General features: G+C 68.2%; 14 protein-coding genes. 12 read left to right on the top strand and 2 right to left on the bottom strand.

Features of this window, described 5'->3' with window-relative positions:
• Nucleotides 1-37: 37 nt before the first annotated feature.
• A complete protein-coding gene (locus tag ACIRDX_RS14220; RefSeq protein ID WP_396626100.1) occupies nt 38-1312 on the bottom strand; it encodes an MFS transporter in 1275 nt (424 codons plus the stop codon).
• 92 nt (nt 1313-1404) lie between these two features.
• On the opposite strand from ACIRDX_RS14220, the gene ACIRDX_RS14215 reads away from it, so the two are divergent.
• From ACIRDX_RS14215 to ACIRDX_RS14205, 3 genes are all read left to right on the top strand, one after another.
• Complete coding sequence (locus ACIRDX_RS14215) at nt 1405-2721, top strand: Gfo/Idh/MocA family protein (protein WP_396626099.1); 1317 nt, start codon at nt 1405-1407, stop codon at nt 2719-2721.
• Nucleotides 2722-2796: 75 nt separating this feature from the next.
• Nucleotides 2797-3771: a deoxyhypusine synthase family protein gene (locus ACIRDX_RS14210; RefSeq protein WP_396626098.1), complete on the top strand. Its 975-nt coding sequence runs from the start codon at nt 2797-2799 to the stop codon at nt 3769-3771.
• Nucleotides 3765-5822 carry a spermidine synthase gene (locus tag ACIRDX_RS14205; protein ID WP_396626097.1) on the top strand — a complete coding sequence of 686 codons (2058 nt, stop codon included), beginning with the start codon at nt 3765-3767 and terminating at the stop codon, nt 5820-5822. Before ACIRDX_RS14210 ends, ACIRDX_RS14205 begins: the two co-directional genes overlap by 7 nt.
• Before the next feature lie 100 nt (nt 5823-5922).
• Here the strand turns inward: ACIRDX_RS14205 and ACIRDX_RS14200 are convergent, their stop codons facing one another.
• Complete coding sequence (locus tag ACIRDX_RS14200; RefSeq protein ID WP_396626096.1) at nt 5923-6579, bottom strand: cyclase family protein; 657 nt, start codon at nt 6577-6579, stop codon at nt 5923-5925.
• Between the two features lie 244 nt (nt 6580-6823).
• On the opposite strand from ACIRDX_RS14200, the gene ACIRDX_RS14195 reads away from it, so the two are divergent.
• The 9 genes from ACIRDX_RS14195 to ACIRDX_RS14155 form a co-directional block, all read left to right on the top strand.
• Entirely contained in the window at nt 6824-8005 is a 1182-nt protein-coding gene (locus tag ACIRDX_RS14195) for an MFS transporter (RefSeq protein WP_396626095.1), read from the top strand.
• A 97-nt stretch (nt 8006-8102) separates the two neighbouring features.
• Nucleotides 8103-8840: an orotidine 5'-phosphate decarboxylase / HUMPS family protein gene (locus ACIRDX_RS14190; protein WP_396626094.1), complete on the top strand. Its 738-nt coding sequence runs from the start codon at nt 8103-8105 to the stop codon at nt 8838-8840.
• A complete protein-coding gene (locus ACIRDX_RS14185; RefSeq protein WP_396626093.1) occupies nt 8841-9911 on the top strand; it encodes a zinc-binding dehydrogenase in 1071 nt (356 codons plus the stop codon).
• A 50-nt stretch (nt 9912-9961) separates the two neighbouring features.
• Nucleotides 9962-10564: a hypothetical protein gene (locus tag ACIRDX_RS14180; protein WP_396626092.1), complete on the top strand. Its 603-nt coding sequence runs from the start codon at nt 9962-9964 to the stop codon at nt 10562-10564.
• Nucleotides 10565-10569: 5 nt separating this feature from the next.
• Complete coding sequence (locus ACIRDX_RS14175; RefSeq protein ID WP_396626091.1) at nt 10570-11382, top strand: oxidoreductase; 813 nt, start codon at nt 10570-10572, stop codon at nt 11380-11382.
• 139 nt (nt 11383-11521) lie between these two features.
• The gene (locus ACIRDX_RS14170; RefSeq protein ID WP_396626090.1) at nt 11522-12409 is read left to right on the top strand and encodes a sugar phosphate isomerase/epimerase family protein; all 888 of its coding nucleotides are present in this window, start codon (nt 11522-11524) and stop codon (nt 12407-12409) included.
• Between the two features lie 92 nt (nt 12410-12501).
• The gene (locus ACIRDX_RS14165; RefSeq protein ID WP_396626101.1) at nt 12502-13386 is read left to right on the top strand and encodes a carbon-nitrogen hydrolase; all 885 of its coding nucleotides are present in this window, start codon (nt 12502-12504) and stop codon (nt 13384-13386) included.
• On the top strand, nt 13386-14429 hold the full coding sequence (locus ACIRDX_RS14160) for an agmatine/peptidylarginine deiminase (RefSeq protein WP_396626089.1): 1044 nt from the start codon (nt 13386-13388) through the stop codon (nt 14427-14429). The genes ACIRDX_RS14165 and ACIRDX_RS14160 overlap by 1 nt, the downstream gene beginning before the upstream one ends.
• Before the next feature lie 184 nt (nt 14430-14613).
• A partial coding sequence (locus ACIRDX_RS14155) for a GMC family oxidoreductase N-terminal domain-containing protein (RefSeq protein WP_396626088.1) occupies nt 14614-15782 on the top strand: 1169 nt, incomplete at its 3' end.

Here is a 15782-nt window from a genome sequence, read left to right as displayed (position 1 = left end):
CATGGCGAAGGCCCCCAACCGGACGAGCCGCGCGCGATCAGATACGGACGACACCGTGCCTCCTCGTGAGGAACCAGGCGGCGGCCAGGCACAGCAGGACGCCGTTGAGGGTGAGGGCCATCGGCAGGCCCAGTTGCGTCACGAGCGCCCCGCTGAGCAGGCTGCCGAGCGGCATGCCTCCGCGGAACGCCACCATGTAGATGCTCATCACACGCCCGCGCATTTCGTCTGGCGCCACCAACTGGACGAGCGAGGTCACCAGCGACGTGGTGATGATGGTCGACACGCCGGCCAGGAAGAGCAGCACGTAGGTCAGGGGAAGCGCGCGCGACCACGCGATCCCGATCATGAGCACGCTGAACACGGCCTGCAGGCGCAGCAGCACCACGCCCATGCCATCGAACCGCCCCAGCCAGGCCACCCCGAGCGCGCCGACCACGGCACCCGCCCCCGAGTACGACATCATCCGCGTATAGGTGTCCACGCCCTGGCCGAACACCTGCTGCGCGAGCACCGGCAGGAACGTCTGCATCGGCAGGCCGAGGAAGGTCTGCGCCGTGGCGACGACGATGAGGGAGACGAGGGCGGGGTTGGCACGGACATGCTGCAGTCCGTGCTGCATCTCGGCCAGCATGGGGCGGCTCGAGGCCGGCGGGATGTGGGGCACGCGCAGCAGGAGCAGGGCGGCGACGACGGCGAGGAAGGACAGGGCGTTGAGGCCGAAGCAGGCCGCGAGCCCGACCGACCCGAGCGCCGCGCCGGCGATCACCGGGCCGATGACGCGCGACAGGTTGAACTGGATCGAGTTGAGGGCGATCGCGTTGGGCAGGTCCTTCTTGGGCACCAGCGACGGGATGAGCGATTGGTAGGCCGGCCCGCCGAAGGCCTGCGCGAAGCCCGTCAGGCACGACAACATGAGGACGTGCCAGATGCGGACCTGGTCGAACCAGATGAGCGCCGCCAGCAGGGCCGCGGCCGACAACTGGACGAACTGGGAGCTGATGAGCAGGAGGCGGCGGTTGTGGCGGTCGGCGATGACGCCCCCGACCAGCGTGAACAGCAGGATGGGCAACTCGCCGAGGAACGAGTCCAGGCCCAGATACCACGCCGACCCGGTCAGGGAGAGCACCAGCCAGTTCTGGGCGACCTTCTGCATCCACGTGCCTACCGTGGAGACGAAGGCGCCGAACCAGAGTATCCGGAAGTCGCGCGAGAGCAGGGCCGCGCCGAGCCGACGAAGGGCGCCCGCCACGCCGGCCTCGGAGGCGGCCGGGACGGGCGCGGGCGGCGGCGTGGACGCGGGCGAGGACAATCCCTGAGAGGATACAATGTGCGCCTTCGCCAGGGCTTCGGCGCACGGCGTGCCGCGCGGCAGCGGCGGATCTTCAGAGAGGACAACGGGACGTGACCCAATCGACCACCCGACGCGACTTCATCCGCACCGTGGGGGCCAGCGCCGTGGCGGCGGCCGGCACCATCGCGACGCCTGCGAGCGCGGCGCCGCGGCCCGTGTCGACGCCGGCCAAGAGCCGCGTCCTCGGCGCCAACGACCGCATCAACGTCGGCTTCGTCGGCTGCGGCGGGCGCATGAACTCGCACATCACCCACGTGATGACCCGCAACAAGGGCAAGGGCGACGTGCAGGCCGTGGCGGTCAACGACATCTGGGAGAAGCGCAAGCAGCTGGCGCGCGAGAAGACCGGGGTCGACGAGAAGTCGGTCTATCACGACTACCGCGAGCTCGTGGCGCGTCCCGACATCGACGCCATCGTCATCTCGTCGCCCGACCACTGGCACTACGCGCACGCGATGGCGGCCCTCGAGGCCGGCAAGGACGTCTACCTCGAGAAGCCGATGACCTACACGGTGGACGAGGCGCGCAAGATCGCCGAGTACGTCAAGGCCAACGGCCGCATCCTGCAGGTGGGCAGCCAGTACACGTCGCTCGACCACTTCCACAAGGCGAAGAAGGCCATCGAGGACGGCCTGATCGGCGAGGTGGTGTGGGCGTCGGGCGGGTTCGGCCGCAACAGCACCAAGCGCGGCAACGAGTGGAATTACAAGATCGATCCGGAGGCGAACCCGTCGAACCTCGACTGGAAGGCCTTCCTCGGCAACGCGCCCAAGCGTGACTGGGATCCGGCGCGCTACTTCCGCTGGCGCAAGTACTGGGACTACTCGGGCGGCATCGCGACCGACCTCTTCTACCACACGGTCTCGCCGATCCTGATGGCGGTCGGCCCGGAGTTCCCCCTGCGCGTCACCGCCAGCGGCGGCATCTACGTGCAGAAGGACCGCGAGGTGCCCGACACGTTCTTCATGAACGTCGACTACAGCGACTGGACGATGCAGCTGGCCTGCTCGGTGACGAGCGGCAAGGGCGCGCCGCTGGTGTTCCACGGCTCGCAGGGCACCATCATGGTGGCCGAGGACAGCGAGGGCTTCCAGAACACCGAGATGGTCGTGATCCCCGATCGCGACTACAAGGATGACTTCATGAAGAAGACCGGGTCCGAGGAACTGCGAATCCCGGTGCAGCCGTTCGTGCGGGGCGAGCACCCGCACATGGACAACTTCCTCGAGGCGATGCGCACCCGGCAGAAGCCCAACCTCGACGCCGACCTCGGCTACAAGGCCATGGCGGCCATCGCCGGTGGCGTCACCGCGTATCGCAAGGGCAAGGTCGTCGGCTTCGACGCGAAGTCCGAGAAGCTCACGTAGCCTGAGGCCACGGCGACTCTGCAATTCTGAAATTCTGAAGTTCTGAAATTCTGAACGTTGACGGTTCACCACGCCATGTCCGGACCCATCTCGCAGTTCATCGATCGTCACTACCGGCACTTCAACGCCGCGGCCCTCAAGGATGCCGCCGATGGCTACTCGGCGCACCTGGCGTCGGGGGGCTCGATGCTGGTCACCCTCGCCGGCGCGATGAGCACGGCAGAACTCGGCTGCTCGCTGGCGGAGATGATCCGCCAGGGCAAGGTGACGGGCATCTCCTGCACCGGCGCCAACCTCGAGGAGGACGTGTTCAACCTCGTGGCGCACGATTTCTACGAGCGGGTGCCGAACTATCGCGACCTGACCCCGGCCGACGAGCAGGCCCTGCTCGATCGGCACATGAACCGCGTGACCGACACCTGCATCCCCGAGCACGAGGCGATGCGGCGCATCGAGACTGCGGTGCTCGAGCGCTGGGTGGCGCACGACACGGCGGGCACGCGCCTGTTCCCGCACCAGTTCATGTACGAGATCCTCCTCAGCGGCGTGCTGAAGGAGAGCTACCAGATCGACCCGAAGGACTCGTGGATGATGGCCGCGGCGGAGCGCAACCTGCCGATGTTCGTCCCGGGCTGGGAGGACTCGACGCTCGGCAACATGTACTCGGGCCACTGCATCTCGGGCGACGTGAAGAACGTCCACACCGTGCGCACCGGCATCGAGTACATGATGAGCCTGGCCGACTGGTACCAGGACCTCGCGCCGCGCTCGTCCATCGGCTTCTTCCAGATCGGCGGCGGCATCGCCGGCGACTTCCCGATCTGCGTCGTGCCGATGCTGCACCAGGACCTGCAGCGTCCCGAGGTGCCGCTCTGGGGCTACTTCTGCCAGATCAGCGACTCGACGACCAGCTACGGGTCGTACTCGGGGGCCGTGCCCAACGAGAAGATCACCTGGGGCAAGCTCGGCATCGACACGCCCAAGTTCATCGTCGAGTCGGACGCCACCATCGTCGCGCCGCTCATGTTCGCGCGCATCCTGGGATGGTAGCGAGCGACAAGCGAGGGGCCGCCTGGCCCCTCTTCCTCATCTCCTTCCTCGTCCTGTTCCTCGAGGTGGCGCTGATCCGGTGGATGCCGGCCTACATCCGCCTGCTCGCGTACTTCTCGAACTTCATCCTGCTGGCCAGCTTCCTCGGCATCGGCATCGGCTGCCTGCTGGCGCCGCTGCGCACAAACCTGCTCCGCTGGTTCCCGCTGCTGCAGGCCGTGCTGGTGATCGTCGTCGCCGCCGGCCGCATCGACATCGCGGTGCCGCAGACGTCGGAGAGCATCTACTTCTCCAGCGGCACGACCGACGCCGTGGTGCCCGTGGAGGGCACCTGGTTCCTGCCGTTGCTCTGCATCGCGGTGGCCGCCCTGTTCGTGACGCTCGCGCAGCGGCTCGGTCGCGAGATGAATGCGCACCCGCCGCTCCGCGCCTACCTGGTGAACCTTGCGGGCAGCCTTGCGGGCGTCGTCGCATTCGGCGTGGTGTCGGCGCTGCAGCTGCCGCCGGTCGTCTGGTTCGGGCTGCCGTTCCTGGCCGCCGTGCCGTTCCTGCTGGAGCAGCCGAAGGCGTGGGCCGCCAGCGGCCTCTTCCTGCTGAGCGTGGCGTTGGGCGTGACGCACGAACTCTCGGGCGACACGCTGTGGTCGCCGTACTACAAGATCACGGCGCACACCCAGGGCAAGGAGACGGTGGTGGAGGTGAACAACATCTTCCACCAGTCGATGGCCCCGGTGCGCGAGAAGGAATACTTCTACCAGTGGCCGTACACCGTCTTCGGTGACACGTTCGAGGACGTGCTCGTGCTCGGTGCGGGTTCGGGCACCGACGTCTCGTCGGCGCTGCAGCACGGCGCCAAGCGGGTCGATGCCGTCGAGATCGATCCGGTGATCGTGCGGCTCGGTCGCCAGTACCACCCCGAGGGGCCCTACAAGGACCCGCGCGTGACGGTGGTCAACGACGACGCGCGGCACTACCTGCGGACGGCGGAGAAGCAGTACGACCTGATCGTGTTCGCGCTGATCGACTCGCTGACGTTGCAGTCGTCGTTCTCCGCGGTGCGGCTCGAGAGCTTCATGTTCACCGAGGAGGCCTTCCGCGCTGCGCGTGAACGCCTCAAGCCCGGCGGCGTGCTCGTCGTCTACAACTACTTCCGCGAGAAGTGGCTGGTCGACCGCCTCGCCAACTCGGCGCGCAACGTGTTCGGCGAGGAGCCGAAGGTCCACATCCACAAGGAGCACGGCTACCTCGGCGTGATGATCGCGGGCCCCGGGACGCACCGCATCGCGCAGTGGCCGACGCCGCCGGAAAAGGTGGCCGCCTACAACCATCCGGACGTCGTGAGCCCGGGCCTCCCGCTCGACCGCGATGCCTCGATTCGGCCTGCGACCGACGACTGGCCGTTTCTCTACATGAAGGAGCCGCACCTGCCGACGCACTACGCGTGGGCGCTGCTCGGCGTGCTGGTGGTGTCGGTGCTGGCGGTAGGCGCCACGCTGCGCGCCGTCGGGGCGCTGGCTGGCGGCGTGGCCGTGCGTCCGCTGGTGCCGTTCTTCGTGCTCGGGGCGGGCTTCATGATCCTCGAGACCAAGGCGATCACGCAGTTCGCGCTGATCTGGGGTTCCACCTGGGTCGTGGCGTCGGCGACGATCGCCTCGGTGCTGGTGATGGCGGCGCTGGGCGCGTGGCTGGCCAGTCGCCTGCCGCGGATCAACCCCTGGGCGGTGGGCGTGCCGCTGTTCGCGCTACTGGCCCTGGCGTACGCGTTGCCGATCGGCACGGTGAGCTTCGGGTCGCTGGCGGCCGAGACGGCGTTCTACTCGCTGCTCACGTTCAGCCCGGTGCTACTGGCCGGCTTGCTCTTCAGCGGCAGCCTGAAGCAGACCGACAACGTCGCGTTCGCGTACGGCGCCAACCTGCTCGGCGCCATGCTGGGTGGGGTGGGGGAGTACCTGGCGCTGGTCACGGGCTACCGGGTGCTGCTCGTGGCGATCGCGCTCTGCTACCTCGTCGCCATCGTCCTGTACCCGCGGGAGCGGAAGGCGGCGGCCTGACCGCCGATGTGAACATCGGCGGCCACGAAGGTAGGGCCGGGTGTCCCACCCGGCCGCAATGGACGGCGGCGCGGTGGGGACACCGCGCCCTACCTCCGTGCTACGAGAGCAACACCGCGCGGGCGGGCGTGCCGTCGGCGCCCTCGATCTTGAGCGGCAGCACCACGAACAGGTACTCGCCCGGCGCGGCCTTCGTGAGGTCGAGCCCCTCGACGATGAAGACGTCGTTGCCGAGGAGGGCGCGGTGCGTGACCGGCTCCGGTGCGTGGAAGCCCTCCACCGAGAGGTAGTCCACCCCGATGGTCCGCACGCCGCACTCCACGAGGTACTCCGCGGCATCCCCGGCGATGTAGACGAACTCGGTGTTGAACGGCGCGCCGCTCTCGAGCGTGCCCGAGTTGGTCGTCTTGCAGAGCACGGCCTTCGCACCCTCGATCTTCCCGACCAGGTCGGCCTTCGTGATCGCCGTCTGCACGTGCGTCAGGTCGAGCAGGCGTGCCGGGATGATCATCTGGTCCAGCAGAATGGACTCGATGGTCTGTGGGCTCATGCCGAAATGCCACGGCGCGTCGACGTGCGTGCCGGCATGGCACGACACGCGGTACATCGACACGTTGCAGACGTCGCCCTTGTCCATCCGGAGCAGCGGCGTGAACTCCCACACTTCCTGCCCGGGCCACGGCGCCAGCCGCGGGCTCAGGGTGACCGTGACGTCGAGGGCCTTGCCGGACTGCACGTAGTCGTCGATCCAGGACATGGGCGGCAGTGTAACCAGAAAATGCCGCGATGCTGCGATGCCGGGGGCAGGTAGGGCCCGGTGTCCCACCGGGCCGCTGTCCGGGAACGGCGCGGTCGGAGACCGCGCCCTACCTCAGTGTCGTGTGTTCGGCAGCCCGTGCAGTATGCTTTGCCCCGAAAACAGACAAACCGGCCGGCTTCGCGGGGACCCGCGCGGGCCGCCACATGGGCTTCGTCACACGCAAGGGGCACCGCGCATCGCCATGAACCAACGTCGTCTCTTCATCGCCAGCTGTGTCGCGCTGATCGCCACGGCCATGTCGTTCGCCATCCGCGGCGACATCCTGGGGCAGGTCCAGGCGGACCTGTCGCTCACCGACGTGCAGACCGGGTGGGTCGCCACCGCGGCGTTCTGGGGCTTCGGCCTGTCGATCCTGTTCGGGGGGCCGCTGTGCGACCTGCTCGGGATGGGCACGATCATGCGCCTGGCCGCGGCCGGGCACATCATCGGCGCGCTGCTGACCGTGTTCTCGACCAACTTCACCACGTTCTTCCTGTCGACCGTGGTGGTGGGCGTGGCCAACGGCTTCGTCGAGGCGGCCATCAACCCGCTCATCGCGACGATCTATCCGCAGAACAAGACGGCCAAGCTCACGACGCTGCACGCCTGGTTCCCGGGCGGCATCGTGATCGGGGGCGTGCTCGCCTTCGCGATGACGCAGGCCGGCTTCGGCTGGAAGGCCAAGACGCTCACGCTGCTGATCCCGTCGGTGATCTACCTGGTGATGTTCATGGGGCAGAAGTTCCCGGCCACCGAGCGTGAGGCCGCCGGCGTGCCGTTCGGCGACATGTTCAAGGACCTCACGCGGCCCCTGTTCATCCTCGTCTGGTTCTGCATGATCCTCACGGCCGGGACCGAACTCGGCGCCGGCAGCTGGATTCCCACCATCTTCAACCGCGTCACCCAGAGCGCCACCCAGGCCGGCATCCTGCAGGTGGTGTGGATCAACATGGTGATGTACCTGATGCGCCAGTTCGGCCACAACGTCTCGCACAAGATCGCGCCGACCGCGCTCATCGCCATCACGTCGGTCGTGGCGGCCTTCGGGCTCTACATGTTCAGCCACGCGGCCACCGTGACCGCGGCGTTCCTGTGGGCCGGCGTGTTCGCCGTCGGCATCGCCTTCTGGTGGCCGACGATGATCGGCATCACGTCGGAGCGGTTCCCGCGCTCCGGCGCGCTCGGGATGGCCGTGATCGGGGCGACGGGCAGCTTCGCGACGGCCCTGTCGGGGCCCATCATGGGCTGGCTGAGCGCCACGTACGGCACCGATCAGGTGCTGCCGATCTGGTCGGGCCTGCCGCTCCTGCTGGTGGTCATCTTCGGGGCCATCTACATGGTCGACAAGGGCAAGGGCGGTTACAGAGCAGAGAAGATCTCCTGAAATTCCGCGATGCCGGAATGCCGGCAATGTCGGGGCTCTCGGGGCCCCCGGCATTGTCGGCATTCTCGGCATCGCAGCATTTCAGTAGAATGTCTCTGTGTCTCGCCTCGATTCGCTGACGTTCCCGATCGTCCAGATCTCCCTCGACCTCACCAACATCGACGAAGCCCTCGACACCGCGGCCATCGCGGTGGAGGCCGGCGTGGACTGGCTCGAAGCCGGGACGCCGCTGCTGCTGGCCGAGGGCCTGCACGCCGTCGAGAAGCTCCGCGCGAAGTTCCCGGATCACCCGATCGTCGCCGACCTCAAGACGATGGACGGCGGCTACCTCGAGGCCGAGATGATGGCCAAGGCCGGCGCCGACCTCGTGGTGGTGATGGGGCGTGCGCACGAAGCCACCATCCGCCGGGTGGTGGACGCGGCGCGGCACTACGGCATCAAGGTGATGGGCGACAACATGGTCGCCGAGGATCGCGTGAAGAACGCCCAATGGCTGGAAGCGCTGGGCTGCGACTACATCATCCACCACATCGGGTTCGACGAACGCGGCCTGGTCAAGGGCCTCAGCCCGATGGACGAACTCGACGCGATCGTCAACGCGGTCAACGTGCCGGTGCAGGCCGTGGGTGGCCTCACCATCCCGCAGGCGATCGAGTGTCCCGCGCACGGGGCACCGCTGGTCGTGCTCGGCGCGCCGCTCGTCATCGACGCCAACGAGTTCAAGACGTCGAGCAACGACCTCCACACGGTGCTCCGCGAGATCAGCACCGAGATCCGGAAGACCCCGCTCAGGAAGTGGGCCGCGGATGGCACGCGGCTGCCGGAGGGCAACTAGATGGGCGCCTTGCAACCTGCCGTCGTCCAGTTCGGCCTCGACCAACCCCTGCAGGTGGCCCTGCGCGAGGTGCCGATTCCGGAGATCGGGCCCTCCGACGTGCTGCTCGCCGTTGGCGCCGCCTCGGTCTGCGGCTCGGACGTCCACCAGGCGTACCTCACGCACAGCTGGCCGGTGAACGCGCCGGTGACGCTCGGCCACGAGTTCGGCGGCGTCGTCGCGCAGGTCGGCAGCGCCGTGAAGGGCGTCAAGGAAGGCGACCGCGTCGTCAGCGAGACGGCGGCCTACATCTGCGGCGAGTGCATGATGTGCCGCACGGGCCGCTACAACCTCTGCCCGACGCGCAAGGGCTTCGGGTACGGCATCGATGGCGCGATGGCGCAGTACGTGCGCGTCCCCGCCCGCTGCCTGCACCACATTCCCGACAGCCTGCCGTTCGACCTGGCGTGCCTGTCTGAGCCGCACGCCGTCGCCTACCAGTCGATGTGCGTGAACGCCGACATCAAGCCGGGCCAGGTCGTCGTCGTGCTCGGCCCCGGTCCCATCGGCCTGCTGTGCGCGAAGATGGCGGCCCTGAGCGGCGCCTACCCGCTCGTCGTGGCGGGCCGCGCGGCCGACAAGGCACGCCTGCAGGTGGCGCTGGAACTGGGCGCGACGCACGTGGTCGACGTCGACAACCAGTCGCTCGAGGAGGTCGTGCGCTCCCTGGATCCGCTCGGTGCCGACGTGGTCTGCGATGCGTCTGGTGCGAGCCGTCCGCTGGACGCCGCGCTCCAGATGTGCAAGCCGGACGGCACGGTCGTCAAGGTGGGCTGGTCGCCCGACCTCGTGCCGATCAACCTGAACCCGCTCGTGCAGAAGGCCGTGAAGCTCCACGGCTCGTTCAGCCACAACTACCCGGTGTGGGAGCGCGTGATCGCGCTGCTCGCCGCGGGACGGACCGGCGCCGACAAGGTGGTCGGCCTGCGCACCGGCCTCGACCACTGGCACGAGGCTTTCGAGGGCATGCACAGCGGCCAGGTGATCAAGTCGGTGCTCCTGCCGCACGGCCCCGACGGCCCACAACGCTGACACTCCGCCGCGCGGGGCGACAGGTCGTCGCCTCCGCGCGCCACATGCCCATGCGTGCGCGACTCGCGACTCTCCTGTGTGTCGTGGCTGTCGGCCTGGCGGCCGTCCACGCGCAGCCGCCGCCGGACCTCACCGGCTCGTGGCGGTATAACGCCGACGCGAGTGACGTGGGCGGTGCCGGTGGAGGCGACGGCACGGACACGGGGCGGGCTCCCGTCGGCGGTTTCGGCTCGGCCGGGCGCTCGCCGCTCGGCGGCTTCGGCTCCACGGGCGTGATGACGCCGATGACCCCCGAAGCCCGCAAGCAGCGCGGCGAACTCATCCGGGAACTCGTGCAGCCGATCCGGCGCTTCACCATCGCCCAGGACAAGGCCAGCGTGTCCTTCACCTTCGACGATGGCCGCACCGTGCGTTACCGCACCGACGGCAAGGCCGAGAAGCATCAGGCCGTCAACGGCGTCGTGGAGACAGAGACGAGGTGGAAGAAGGGCCGCCTCGTGCGCGAGACACTGCTCGACGACGGCATGTCCGTCGAGGAGACGTTCTCGCTCGTGTCGCCGCGTGGACTCGTGCTCGAGGTCGAACTGCTGGGCGGCGTCGGCCGGCGCAAGCCGCTCCGGCGTGTGTACGACCCTGTCGAGGACACTCCCTGACTGTCATGACCACTGCGATCCGACCGGACCTTCCGCACGCCTTCGACCTGACCGGACGGGTCGCCCTCGTCACGGGCTCCACCTCGGGCATCGGCAAGGGCATCGCCCTGCAGTTGTCCGCCCTGGGGGCGGCCGTGATGGTCACCGGCCGCACCGACGAGGGCGCTCAGGTCGTGCTCGACGCCATCGCCGCCGCGGGTGGGCGAGCGGCCTTCGAGGCCTGCGACCTGGTGGATGCCGACGCGTGCGTGCGGCTGGTCGAGCGGACGGTGGCGCACTTCGGTCACCTGGACATCCTGGTGAACAACGCGGCCGACACGTCGCGTGGGGACGTGCGCACCACCCGGCTTGCCGACTGGGACCGCATCTTCGCCATCAACGTGCGGGCGCCGTTCGTGCTGATGCAGGCCGCGGTGCCGCACCTCGAGGCGCGCGGCGGTGGGGCGATCCTGAACATCGGGTCGATCAACGCCTACATCGGGGAACCGAAGCTCACCGCGTACTCGGCGTCCAAGGGCGCCCTGCAGACGCTCACCAAGAACGCCGCCGCGCAGCTGAACACGGTCCGCATCCGGGTGAACGCCATCAACCCGGGATGGACGCTGACCGAAGGCGAGCACAAGGTGAAACGGGAGCAGGAGGGCAAGGGCGACGAGTGGGTCGCCGAGGCGGTCGCGACGCGCCCGTTCGGCCGCCTGCTCGAGCCCGCCGACATCGCGTATGCCGTCGCGTACTATGTGTCGGATGCCGGCGCGTGCGTGACCGGGTCCGTGATGGACCTGGAGCAGTATCCCGTCGGCGCGCCGCCGGCGTGGTAGCCAAACGGCTCAGGGCTCAAGGCTCAGGGCTCAGAAAGCATTCTCACGAAGGTGGATCGAGCCATCTCGTTCTCCGCGCGACGGCGTCGTCGCAATCAGGATGCTCTCTGAGCCGTGAGCCCTGAGCCTTCTGTTCACTATGCCTCCAAAAATCTCCGTCTTCCCCAAGTGCTATTTCGACGAGTTGTGCGCCGGCCAGATGGATTACCTCCAATGGCTTCGGGATGCGAAAGCACTCGGCGGTGAGGGCATCGAGCATTACGATGGCTTCCTGACGCCGCTCGGGGCCGATGCCGCCAGGCGCGTGCGTGACGTGCTCGAGGAGACGGGGCAGGTGTCGTCGATGCTCTGCTTCTCGCCCGACTTCACGCACCCGGATGCCGAGGAGCGGAAGCGCCAGGTGCAGCGGCAGAAGGACGCCATCGACATGTCGGTGGCACTCGGGCTGCGGCACTGCCGCACGCTGAGCGGCCAGCGCCTGCCGGGGATGTCGCGCGCCGAGGGCGTGCAGCGGACCGTCGACGGCATCCGGGCGTCGCTCGAGTACGCGGCCGAGCGTGGCGTGGTGCTCTGCATGGAGAACCACTACAAGGACGGCAACTGGACCTACCCGGAGTTCGCGCAGGCCGAGGACGTGTTCCTCGAGATCATCGAGCAGATCGATCACCCGAACTTCGGCGTGCAGTACGACCCGTCCAATGCGCTGGTCGGCGGCTATGATCCGCTGACGTTCCTCGACAAGGTCAAGCACCGCGTCGTCAGCATGCACGCCTCGGATCGCTACCTGGCCCCCGGCGCCACGCTCGAGGACCTGAAGCAGGGCGACGGCAGCACCGGGTACAGCGCCGCCCTGAAGCACGGCGAGACGGGCAAGGGCCTGAACGACTACGACACGATCTTCCGTATCCTGGCGTCGGTCGGGTACGACGGCTGGATCTCGATCGAGGACGGCATGAACGGCCTCGACGAACTGGCGCGGTCGGCGGAGTTCCTGAAGATGAAGCGCGCCCAGTACTACGGGGCGTAAGGACTGTTCGTAGGCGTCGAGCTTCAGCTCGATGCGCACCTCGGGCCAGAATGACCGTCGACCTGAAGGTCGACGGCTACGACTACCAAGACATGGCCAAGAAGAAGACCGCCTCCAATCCCGTCGTCGGCCTCGTGCAGATGACCTGCTCGCCGGACCCGGACAAGAACCTGAAGAAGGCCATCAGCCGCATCGGCGAGGCCGCCAAGCAGGGCGCGACCATCGTGTGCCTGCAGGAGCTCTTCCGGTCGCAGTACTTCTGCCAGACCGAGGACACCGAGCTGTTCAAGCTCGCCGAGCCCATCCCGGGGCCGACGACCGAGGCGCTCGCGAAGGCGGCCCGCAAGAACAAGGTGGTGCTCGTGTCGTCGCTGTTCGAGCGGCGCGCGGCGGGGCTCTACCACAACACCGCCGTGATCTTCGACCAGGACGGCAGCGTGGTGGGGAAGTACCGGAAGATGCACATCCCGGACGACCCGCTGTACTACGAGAAGTTCTACTTCACGCCGGGTGACCTCGGCTTCCGCGTGCACCAGACGTCGCGTGGCAACTGCGGTGTGCTCGTGTGCTGGGATCAGTGGTTCCCGGAAGCCGCGCGACTCACCGCGCTGCAGGGCGCGCAGTTCCTGTTCTACCCGACGGCGATCGGCTGGCTGCCGGGCGAGCAGCAGGAGATGAACCTCGCGCAGCACTCGGCCTGGGAAACGGCGCAGCGCGCGCACGCCATCGCCAACGGCGTGTTCGTGGTGTCGGTCAACCGCGTGGGCCTCGAGGGCTCGCTGCAGTTCTGGGGGCAGTCGTTCGTGGCCGACCCGTTCGGCCGCATCCTGGCCAAGGCCTCCTCCGACAAGGAAGAGATCATGCTGGTCGAGTGCGACCTATCGCTGATCGAGCAGACCCGCCAGAACTGGCCGTTCCTGCGCGACCGCCGCATCGACGCCTACGCGCCGATCACCCAGCGCCTGATCGAACCGTAATGCTGCTCTCGACGCCCGCCGCGCGCGGCTACCGCATGCCGGCCGAGTGGCACCCGCACGCCGCCACCTGGCTCTCCTGGCCGAAGGACCCGGTCACCTGGCCAGACAGGGTGCCGCAGGCGCAGGAGATCTTCCTGCAGTTCATCGATGCGCTCACGCCGCACGAGCGCGTGTGCCTGCTCGTCGACGACGAGGGCGTGGCCGAGGATGTGCGCCGGCGCTGCGCCGGCCGCGCGGCCAACCTGGCGAACCTGCAGTTGATCCCGATCGTCACCGTCGACTCGTGGATTCGCGACTACGGCCCCAACTTCCTGCTCGGGCAGGATGGCCAACTCGCGTTCAACCACTGGGGCTTCAATGCCTGGGGCGGCAAGTACGAGACGCTGATGCGTGATGCGTCCGTGCCGACGCGCCTCGACGCGCTCGCCGGCATCACGAAGTTCGAGCCGGGCATCATCCTCGAGGGCGGGTCCATCGACGTCAACGGCGCCGGGACCGTGCTCACGACCGAGCAGTGCCTGCTCAACCCGAACCGCAACCCGGAGAAGTCTCGCGAGGAGATCGAGGCCTATCTCCGGTTGTACCTCGGCGTGCAGCAGGTGATCTGGCTGGGCGAGGGCATCGAGGGCGACGACACCGACGGCCACGTCGACGACATCACCCGCTTCGTCGCGCCCGACACCATCGTCACGCTCGTCGAGGACGACCCGGCAGACGCCAACCACGCGCCGCTGGCCGAGAACCTTGCGCGCCTCCAGGCGTCGCGACAGCCCGACGGAACGCCCTGGCGCATCGTCACCCTCCCCGGGTGCGGGCACGTGATGGCCGAGGACGACCGCCTCCCGGCCAGCTACGCGAACTTCTACATCGCCAACGGCGTGGTGCTGGCGCCGATGTACGGGCACGCCAACGACGCGCGCGCCCAGGCGATCCTGCAGGACCTCTTCCCGACGCGACGCGTGGTGCCGATCCAGTGCGAGCCGCTGGTCTGGGGCATGGGGTCCATCCACTGCGTCACCCAGCAGCAGCCTGCCTCGAGGTAGGGCGGGGTGTCCCACCCCGCCGCTGTCGAATGAGGGCGGGGCGTGTGCCCTGAGCGACGTCGTAGGGGAGACCCGGCCCGACGCTGTCGTTGATGGCGCGCCTGCCCACGCGCTGACCTCCGCGCCTGTCGAGTTACACTCGATCGTCCGGACTTTTCTGACTCTTTCCGAGGCTCATTCGCAGATGCAAGTCATCCGTTCCCCGAAGGTGTACGACGTGGTCGTCGTCGGCTCGGGCGCCGGCGGCGGGATTGCCGCCAAGGTGCTCACCGAGGCCGGCGCCGAGGTGTGCATGCTCGAGGCCGGTCCGCAGTGGGACCAGGCGCGCGACGGCAAGATGTTGGGTTGGCCCTACGAGTCGCCCCGGCGTGGCGCGCCGACCGAACGCCCGTTCGGCGAGTTCGACGCGGCGTGGGGCGGGTGGGAACTGCCGGGTGAGCCGTATACCGCGAGCAAGGGATCGACGTTCGACTGGTTCCGGGCCCGTATGCTCGGCGGACGCACCAACCACTGGGGCCGCATCTCGCTGCGCTGGGGACCGGACGACTTCCGCCGGAAGAGCATCGACGGTCTCGGCGACGACTGGCCGATCACCTACGACGAGCTCAAGCCGTACTACGACAAGCTCGACGAGTTCGTCGGCATCTTCGGCTCCAACCATGCCGCGCAGACGGGCCTCCACAACGAGCCCGACGGCAAGTTCCAGCCGCCGCCCCTGCCGCGCGCCTACGAGCTGTATTTCAAGCAGGCCGCCGACAAGCTGAAGATCGCCTGCGTCCCGTCGCGCCTGTCGATCCTCACCAAGCCGCTCAACGGGCGCGCCGCCTGCCACTACTGTGCGCAGTGCGGTCGCGGCTGCACCACGCACTCGAACTTCCAGTCGCCGACCGTGTTGCTGCCACCGGCGATGGCCACGGGCAAGCTCACGATCGTGACGGGCGCCATGGCGCGTGAGGTCCTCAGCAACGCCGAGGGCAAGGCCACGGGCGTGTCCTACATCGACACGACGACGGGCGAGGAGAAGACGGTCCAGGGCAAGATCGTGGTGCTCGCGGCCAGCGCCTGCGAGAGCGCCCGGCTGCTCCTGAACTCCAAGTCGGCCCGCTTCCCGAATGGCCTGGCCAACGGCAGCGGCGCGGTCGGCAAGTACCTCACCGATTCGACCGGCGCCAGCCTGTCGGGCTTCATCCCGAAGATGGTCGGGATGCCGAACCACAACGAGGACGGCACCGGCGGCATGCACCTGTACATGCCGTGGTGGCTCCACAACGTGAAGGACAAGCTGCCCTTCCCGCGTGGCTACCACATCGAGCCGGGCGGCGGGCGCCGCATGCCGGGCTTCGGGTTCATGGG

Origin of the sequence: Luteitalea sp., assembly GCF_044337415.1 — a bacterium.
Taxonomy (GTDB): domain Bacteria; phylum Acidobacteriota; class Vicinamibacteria; order Vicinamibacterales; family Vicinamibacteraceae; genus Luteitalea.
Note: the sequence above shows the minus strand (reverse complement) of the source record. Positions and strands in the feature narration are given on the sequence as shown.

Coding starts and splice junctions, on each gene's coding strand:
- ACIRDX_RS14165 (WP_396626101.1), top strand. CDS start 12,502: ATGGCCAAGAAGAAGACCGCCTCCAATCCCGTCGTCGGCCTCGTGCAG.
- ACIRDX_RS14205 (WP_396626097.1), top strand. CDS start 3,765: ATGGTAGCGAGCGACAAGCGAGGGGCCGCCTGGCCCCTCTTCCTCATC.
- ACIRDX_RS14185 (WP_396626093.1), top strand. CDS start 8,841: ATGGGCGCCTTGCAACCTGCCGTCGTCCAGTTCGGCCTCGACCAACCC.
- ACIRDX_RS14210 (WP_396626098.1), top strand. CDS start 2,797: ATGTCCGGACCCATCTCGCAGTTCATCGATCGTCACTACCGGCACTTC.
- ACIRDX_RS14200 (WP_396626096.1), bottom strand. CDS start 6,579: ATGTCCTGGATCGACGACTACGTGCAGTCCGGCAAGGCCCTCGACGTC.
- ACIRDX_RS14175 (WP_396626091.1), top strand. CDS start 10,570: ATGACCACTGCGATCCGACCGGACCTTCCGCACGCCTTCGACCTGACC.
- ACIRDX_RS14180 (WP_396626092.1), top strand. CDS start 9,962: ATGCGTGCGCGACTCGCGACTCTCCTGTGTGTCGTGGCTGTCGGCCTG.
- ACIRDX_RS14195 (WP_396626095.1), top strand. CDS start 6,824: ATGAACCAACGTCGTCTCTTCATCGCCAGCTGTGTCGCGCTGATCGCC.
- ACIRDX_RS14170 (WP_396626090.1), top strand. CDS start 11,522: ATGCCTCCAAAAATCTCCGTCTTCCCCAAGTGCTATTTCGACGAGTTG.
- ACIRDX_RS14160 (WP_396626089.1), top strand. CDS start 13,386: ATGCTGCTCTCGACGCCCGCCGCGCGCGGCTACCGCATGCCGGCCGAG.